Origin of the sequence: Kitasatospora sp. NPDC005751, assembly GCF_040630835.1 — a bacterium.
GTDB lineage: Bacteria > Actinomycetota > Actinomycetes > Streptomycetales > Streptomycetaceae > Kitasatospora.
The window spans coordinates 57,677-64,435 of record NZ_JBEXYC010000034.1 but is presented as its reverse complement, the minus strand read 5'-3'; the positions used below and the strand labels follow the sequence as shown (position 1 = coordinate 64,435).

At 75.1% G+C, this 6,759-nt stretch carries 7 protein-coding genes; 5 read left to right on the top strand and 2 right to left on the bottom strand.

All coding sequences use genetic code 11. The features are described from left to right. The first annotated feature begins 278 nt into the window (after positions 1-278). Complete coding sequence (locus ABZ497_RS25465) at positions 279-1,619, top strand: restriction endonuclease (RefSeq protein ID WP_359808493.1); 1,341 nt, start codon at positions 279-281, stop codon at positions 1,617-1,619. Positions 1,620-1,893: 274 nt separating this feature from the next. Further along, on the top strand, positions 1,894-2,685 hold the full coding sequence (locus ABZ497_RS25460) for a ZIP family metal transporter (protein ID WP_352288042.1): 792 nt from the start codon (positions 1,894-1,896) through the stop codon (positions 2,683-2,685). 76 nt (positions 2,686-2,761) lie between these two features. Here the strand turns inward: ABZ497_RS25460 and ABZ497_RS25455 are convergent, their stop codons facing one another. Beyond that, on the bottom strand, positions 2,762-3,667 hold the full coding sequence (locus ABZ497_RS25455) for a LysR family transcriptional regulator (RefSeq protein WP_352288039.1): 906 nt from the start codon (positions 3,665-3,667) through the stop codon (positions 2,762-2,764). A gap of 106 nt (positions 3,668-3,773) precedes the next feature. On the opposite strand from ABZ497_RS25455, the gene ABZ497_RS25450 reads away from it, so the two are divergent. Then, positions 3,774-4,715 carry an EamA family transporter gene (locus ABZ497_RS25450; RefSeq protein ID WP_359808495.1) on the top strand — a complete coding sequence of 314 codons (942 nt, stop codon included), beginning with the start codon at positions 3,774-3,776 and terminating at the stop codon, positions 4,713-4,715. On the opposite strand, the gene ABZ497_RS25445 is transcribed toward ABZ497_RS25450, so the two are convergent. Further along, positions 4,606-5,217 (bottom strand): MarR family transcriptional regulator, encoded by a 612-nt coding sequence (locus ABZ497_RS25445; protein WP_359808490.1) that lies wholly within the window; start codon positions 5,215-5,217, stop codon positions 4,606-4,608. The genes ABZ497_RS25450 and ABZ497_RS25445 overlap by 110 nt on opposite strands. Positions 5,218-5,393: 176 nt before the next feature. Here ABZ497_RS25445 and ABZ497_RS25440 point away from each other — a divergent pair, with 176 nt between their 5' ends. Both ABZ497_RS25440 and ABZ497_RS25435 read left to right on the top strand, forming a co-directional pair. Beyond that, complete coding sequence (locus ABZ497_RS25440) at positions 5,394-5,738, top strand: DUF2218 domain-containing protein (protein WP_359808489.1); 345 nt, start codon at positions 5,394-5,396, stop codon at positions 5,736-5,738. Between the two features lie 243 nt (positions 5,739-5,981). Further along, on the top strand, positions 5,982-6,653 hold the full coding sequence (locus tag ABZ497_RS25435; RefSeq protein ID WP_359808487.1) for a signal protein: 672 nt from the start codon (positions 5,982-5,984) through the stop codon (positions 6,651-6,653). Positions 6,654-6,759 lie beyond the last annotated feature (106 nt).

The window sequence follows — 6,759 nt, the reverse complement described above, 5'->3', positions numbered from 1 at the left end:
CCCCGGATCACGGTGGCCGGCACCCTGATCGTCATCACCGTGCTGGTGATAGCCCTGCTGGTGCGGGCCACCCGGGGCACCGACGGCCGGGCCCGGCCGACCGGGCGGCCGACGGTCATGGCGGCCCGGACGGCCTGACCGGCCCGGAGGGCGCGGACGAGGCGGTCGCCGCGCACACCCGGGCCGCCGCGCTGACCCACCACCGGTCCGTCACCGTCCGGGCCGAGCACGAGCGGCTCGCGGACCTCCTGCGGCGGGCCGCGCTGCCCGTCTCGGCGATGGACTTCGAGAGCCAGCTCCGCCACTACGAGCCGAGGCCCTACCCGGCCACCGGCCCGGGCGGCGGCGAGGCCGACGCGGAACCGCGCTGGGAGGACTACGCGCCCGAGCGGCCGGCCGGGGCCGACCCCGACGAGCCGCCGACCCGGCGACTGCTGGACTCCGGCTTCCAGCGCGAGCTGGCCCAGGCCCGGCTCACCCACCAGCGTGCCCTCCGGGAGTGGCGCACCCGGCGGGCCGGGGCCGACCGCCCGGCCGAGGACGAGTCGCGGCGGGTCCACGAGCAGGCCGAGCAGGCCAGGGCCCGCGCGGTCCGCGAGTACAACGAGACCCTGGAGGAGTGCCGGCGGGCCTACCGGCTGGCCGAGCCGGCCGCGGTCGAGTCCCTGCTGGAGCGGGCGCTGGCGGCCGCCGAGACGGCCACCCAGGACGTACCCGCGCCCTGCCGGGCGGTCTTCCGCCCGCTCACCCGCACCGCCGTGCTCGACCTCGACCTGCCGTCCCTCGACCTCGTGCCGTCGCTGACCGGGTACCGGCTCGCCCCGGACGGCGAGATACTCCCGGTGCCGCGCCCGCCGGCCGACCGGGCCACCGACTACCTGCGGCTGGTCGCCCGGCTGGCCCTGCGCGCGCTGCAGGCCGCCGATGCCGTCGACACCGACGAGATACTGGCCGGGGTGGTGCTGAACGGCTGGCTGCGCGAGTCCGCCGGAGCGGAGCCGCTCTGCCTGGTGAGCGTGGACGCCGACCGCGACGCCCTCGCCCGGACCAGGCTGCTGCCGGCGGCCGCCCCCTACGAGGAGCACGACGGCGAGGGCGTCTACGCGGACGCCGAACAGGACGAGGCACTGGTCCGGCTGCGCCAGCTCGGCGCCGCCGTGACCCCGGACCCCTACGCCAGGGCGGGCGTCGAACCGGCCGCCCTGGCGGGCGCCACCGTGCCGTCCGCGCCGGACCTCTCGGCGCACGAGTTCGCCCACCTGGTCCGCGAACTGCTCACCCGCGGCGGACTGGAGCAGTGGAGCGTACGACTGCGCGGCCCGGCGGGCCTGGTCGCCACCGGGGAGGGGGCGGCGGGCAGCGCGCTGCCCGGGCGCTGGGTGGTCTGGGCCTCCCGCGGGTCCGGGGCGGTGGGCGAGGAGGAGATCAGGACCTTGGCGGAGGCCGTCCGCGAGGAGTCCGCCGAGCGCGGTCTGCGGCTGACCACCGGCCGGTTCACCGACGAGGCGCTCGACCTCACCGGCGAGGACGGGCACCAGCACATCCATCTGGTCGACGGCGACGGCGTGCGGGAGCTCGCCCGCGCCCACCTCGGGCTGCCGCTCGCCTCCGGTCACTGAACGGGCCCGGCCGGGCCGCGAGCCCGACGGGTGCCCGGGTGCTCTCGTGGCTCACCCTCACGGACCGTCCGGCGGGCGGCGCCCCGGGCACCGGGCGAGGCTGGGGGCACCGGCACCGGGGCGTTCCCGGCCCGGGGCGTCCGGCACCGTTCGGCGGTCGGGCCGGCGAGCCACCGGGGCACGGGACGCCCGGGACGCCCGGGGGTTGCTCGGGACGCCCAGGACACGGGGGAGGCGAGGGGATGCGTACGGTCTCCGGTACGGGGGAGGTGGGATGACCGCGATCCTGGTCGCCGCCGGCGCTTTCCTGATGACGCTCATCGGTGGCTACGTCGCCCAGCGCACCGGTGACCGGCGCCATCTGGTGCTCGGGTTCGCCGCCGGGCTGATGCTCGGGGTGGTGGCCTTCGACCTGCTGCCGGAGGCGCTGCACCAGGCGCCCGGGGAGATCCACGGCGTCCCGCAGGCGCTGCTGATGTTCGCGGCCGGGTTCCTGGCGATCCACGTCGTCGAGCGGGCGGTCGCCATCCACCGCGGCCACGAGGGCGAATACGCCGCGCACACCCACGGCCACCAGCACGTCCACACCCATGCGCACGCCCAACCGGCGGTCGCCGAGGGAACGTCCGCGCCGGGGATCGGGCTGACCGCCGCGCTCGCCCTGGTCGGCCACAGCGTGATGGACGGCTTCGCGATCGGCGCGGCCTTCCAGGCCGGGACCACCGTCGGGACGGTGGTCGCCGTCGCCGTGGTGGCCCACGACTTCGCCGACGGCTTCAACACCTACACGATCACCCGGCTGTACGGGAACGACCGCCGGCGGGCGCTGACCCTGCTCGCGGCCGACGCGCTGGCACCGGTGACCGGCGCCGCGATCACCCTGCTGTTCACCATCCCCGAGCAACTGCTCGGCCTCTACCTCGGGTTCTTCGCGGGCTTCCTGCTCTACCTGGCGACCTCCGACATCCTCCCCGAGGCGCACAGCCCGCACCCCTCGCGCGCCACCCTGCTCTGCACCATCCTCGGGGTGGGCTTCATGTGGCTGGTGATCGGGTTCGCCGGCTGAACAGCCGGACCCGGGCCGCCCGGGCGGCCGCAGACCCGGCCCGGGGGGCAGCCCCTCACCCGGGCCGGGCCCGCGCTCACGCCGCCAGGGCGGCCCACCGGTCCCGCATCGCGGCCAGCGCCTCGGTGATCGCCGGCCGCCGGGAGGCCTGGGCGCGCCAGAGCGCGAACACCCGCCGGGCCGGCTCCGGCACGACCGGCCGGGCGACCACCCCCGGCGGCAGGGCGCCCCGGCCGAGCCGCGGCACCAGCCCCATCCCCAGACCCGCCGCGATCAGCGCGATCTGGGTCTCGAACTCGCCGACCTGGTAGCGCACGTCGGGCTCCTCGCCGACCTCGCGCAGCGTGCGGACCAGCCAGTCGTGGCAGATGTTGCCCGGCGGCACGCTGATCCAGCACTGCCCGCGGAGCCGCTCCACCGGGACCACGGCCTCCCCGGCCAGCGGGTGCGCGGCGGGCAGCAGCAGGTCCACCGGATCCGGGCCGAAGTCCAGCCGGACCAGGCCCTCCTGCACCGGCAGCGGCACGGTCGGCCAGTCCTGGACCAGGGCCAGGTCCACCTCGCCCCGGGCCACCAGCTCGGCCGCCGGGTACGGGTCGCTCTCCAGCAGCCGGACGTCCAGGTCGGGGCAGCGCTCGCGCAGGTCGGCGAGCGCGCCCGGCATCAGTCCGCGCGCGCCGGTGGCGAAGGCGGCCACCAGGAGCCGCCCGACCGCCCGGCCGCGCTGCTCCTCCAGTCGCACCTGGGCCTGTTCCACCAGGCCCAGCACCGCCTGCGCGGTGACGGCCAGCTCGCGGGCGGCGTCGGTCAGCACCACGCCCCGGCCCTGACGCTCCAGCAGCACCGTCCGGGTCTCGCGCTCCAGTTTGGCGATCTGCTGCGAGACCGCCGACGGCGTGAAGCCGAGCGAGGCCGCCGCCCCGCCCACCGAACCGTGCACGGCCACCGCGTGCAGCGCCCGCAGGCGTCCCAGATCCATCATGCAGCAATGCTAAAGCCAGCCCTTCAGAAATCATCGCTAGTGCTACACGGTTGGTGGCGGCCATCCTCGACCCATGACCGCAACACCGGCCGCTCCCGGCGGCAGCATGAGACCGCGTCACATCGCGCTGGCCGTCCTGGTCGCCGCCGTCTGGGGCCTCAACTTCGTCCTGATCCACGTCGGCCTGGAGAACTTCCCGCCGCTGCTCTTCTGCGCCCTGCGCTTCGCGGTGGTCGCCGTCCCGGCGGTCTTCTTCGTCGGCCCGCCGCGCGTGGCGTGGCGGTGGGTCCTCGGGGTCGGCCTGGTGCTCGGGGTGGTCAAGTTCGGACTGCTCTTCCTCGGCATGCACGCCGGGATGCCGGCCGGGCTCTCCTCGCTGGTCCTGCAGGGCCAGGCGGTCTTCACCGCACTGTTCGCCGCCGTCCTGCTGGGCGAGCGGCCCGGCCCGCAGCGCCTGGCCGGCCTCGGGATCGCGCTCGCCGGCATCGGACTGAGCGCCGTCGACCACGGCGTCGGCGGCCCGGTCGGGGCCTTCGTCCTGGTCGTCCTCGCCGCCGTCGCCTGGGGGCTGTCCAACGTGCTGACCCGCAAGGCCGCCCCGCGCGACGCGCTGCGCTGGATGGTCTGGGTCAGCGCCGTCCCGCCGCTGCCGCTGCTCGGGCTCTCGCTGCTGGTCGAGGGCCCGGCCGCCGACCTGCGGGCACTGCGCGACCTCACCCCGGCCGGACTGGGCGCGATCGGGTACGTCGGACTGGTCTCCACCCTGTTCGGCTTCGTCGCCTGGAGCTTCCTGCTGCGCAGCTACGACGCCACCACGGTCGCGCCCTACTCGCTGCTGGTCCCGGTGTTCGGGATGTCCTCCGCCTGGCTGCTGCTCGGTGAGCGGATCGGCCCGGTGGCCGGCTGCGCGGCGCTGCTGGTGATCGCCGGGATCGGGATCACCGCGCTGCGCCCGGGGGCGCTGTCCGGCGCGGCGGCATGGTGGCCGCGTACGCGCTCTCGGCGGAGCGCAGCGCTCGCAGCAGGGCGTCCTGGTCGGCCGGGTTGATCGGGCCGAAGTACTCCTGCGCCACCTCGTGCCGGACCTGCCCGATCCGCTCCACCGCCGACCGGCCGGCCGTCGTCAGCACGATCCGGACGGCGCGCCGGTCGGCGGGGTCCGGGGTGCGCTCGACCAGGCCCGCCTCCTCCAGCGCGTCCACCACGGTGGTGGCCGAGCGGGGGGCGATGTGCAGCCGCTCCGCCAGGTCGCCCAGGCGCATGGCGCGGTCCGGCAGCTCGCAACCGGGGGCGTGCGCGAGGGTGCGCAGGGCGCGGCCCTGACCGGGGGTGATGCCGAAGGGCTCCAGGCGCTCGCTGGTGAGGCGGCGGATCCGCTTGATCGCCCTGGTCATCGCGTCGGCGAGCTCGGCGGTCGTGTCCTGGGCCGCGGTGTCCTGCACTGCGGTGCCGTCCGGCGCGACGGTGAGGTCCGGGGCCGCGGCGCCGTCCCGGGCGGTGCCGGGGCCGGTGGAGGAGCTCCCCGCGTCGTCGGTCGGCGTGGTGGTCATGGGGGCTCTCCTCGGCAGGTGTCGACCAAGGGTATCGGCCGGTCCGGGGGCGGGAGCAGGGCAGGACGCGCCACGGACGAGGGCTCCGTAAAGTTGTTGAGCCTGGCTCACTATCTGGGTTAGCGTGGTTTCGAGTGAGGGCAACCTAAGTTCCCTCCCGTGATTCTGGAGGGCCCGTGCCCCGTTCCGAAGCCCGCGTCGCCACCGACCGGTCCGCCCGCTACGCCAAGCAGCTCGCCGCCCACATGGGGCGCAAGATCGAAGCCGACTGGTCGGAGGAGACCGGCCGCGGCACCCTGACCTTCGGCCGCGGCACCGCCACGCTGGAGGCCGCCCCCGACGCCCTGCTGCTCACTGTCGAGGGCGAGACCGAGAACCTGCCGGGCCTGGAGGACGTGGTCGGCCGTCACCTGGTCCGCTTCGGCGCCCGCGACGAGCTGGTCGTCAGCTGGCAGCGCGACAACGGCGAGCCCGGCCTCGTCCAGCGCAACGCCGAGCCCGCCGAGCCCGCCGAGGGCTAGCTGACTGATTCCAAGGGTGGTGACGGTCCTGAAGGTTGACCAACCCCTGCTCAGGCACTGGGCAAAGCTGCTCTCTTGATTTCCCATCCGACGCCTGGGCCGCCTTTCGGCACTGCCGGCGCCAGCGCCGGGGGCAAGTTGACGGTCTGACCTGCGGCCACCGCTGTTCGACAGTCGGCGGGGGAGCCGGTGCCGGACACCGGCTCGTCGCGGGTCGCACACCATGTCGTAAGGTTTCCGATCATGCTTGCAAGACGACTGGCCGGCCTGCTCGTCGGTGCCCTGGCCCTCACCACGGCCTGCACCTCCGCTCCGGCAGCCGACAGGACCGCGCAGCCCGCACTCCCGGCCACGGACGAGCCCTCGCCCGAACCGAGCACCCCGCTCGCTGTACAGAGCCTCACCTCGCCGGAGCTGCAGTCCCGCTGGTGGAACTGGGCCACCGCCACCGCGGAGGACCGCAACCCGGTCCTCGATCAGGACGGCCACCTGTGCGGCCAGGGCCAGGAGGACGGCATCTGGTTCCTCGCCGGTACCACCGGCGGCGCGGCCTCCCGCACCTGCACCGTCCCCGTCGGGGTGCCGGTCGTTTTCCCGCTGGTGAACCTGTTCGGCGAGTCCGCGGACTGCCTGGAGTTCATGAACGCCGCCAAGGGAAGCGCCACCCTGGACGGACGCTCCCTGACCCCCGAGGAGCTCGGTTCCACCCCGATCCGGATGAACCCGCGGAAGGGCAACCCGTTCACCACCACGGCCGGCCCCCTCAACACCTGGTCCTGCGGCCTCTGGGTCCGGCTGGACCCCCTCGCCCCCGGCAGCCACGAGCTGAGCCTGCGGGGCGAGTCAGGCACCTTCTCCACCTCCGTGGACTACCGCCTCCAGGTCGCCCGGCCGACCCCCACCAACGCGGTCTGACTGTTCATTAGTTGCGGCATGGGGAGCGAGGACGGCCGCCGACCGTGAGCCGAGGGGACCTGCCCAGCTGGCCTGGTGCACCCCGAACTCCGTGTGTCGCCGAAAA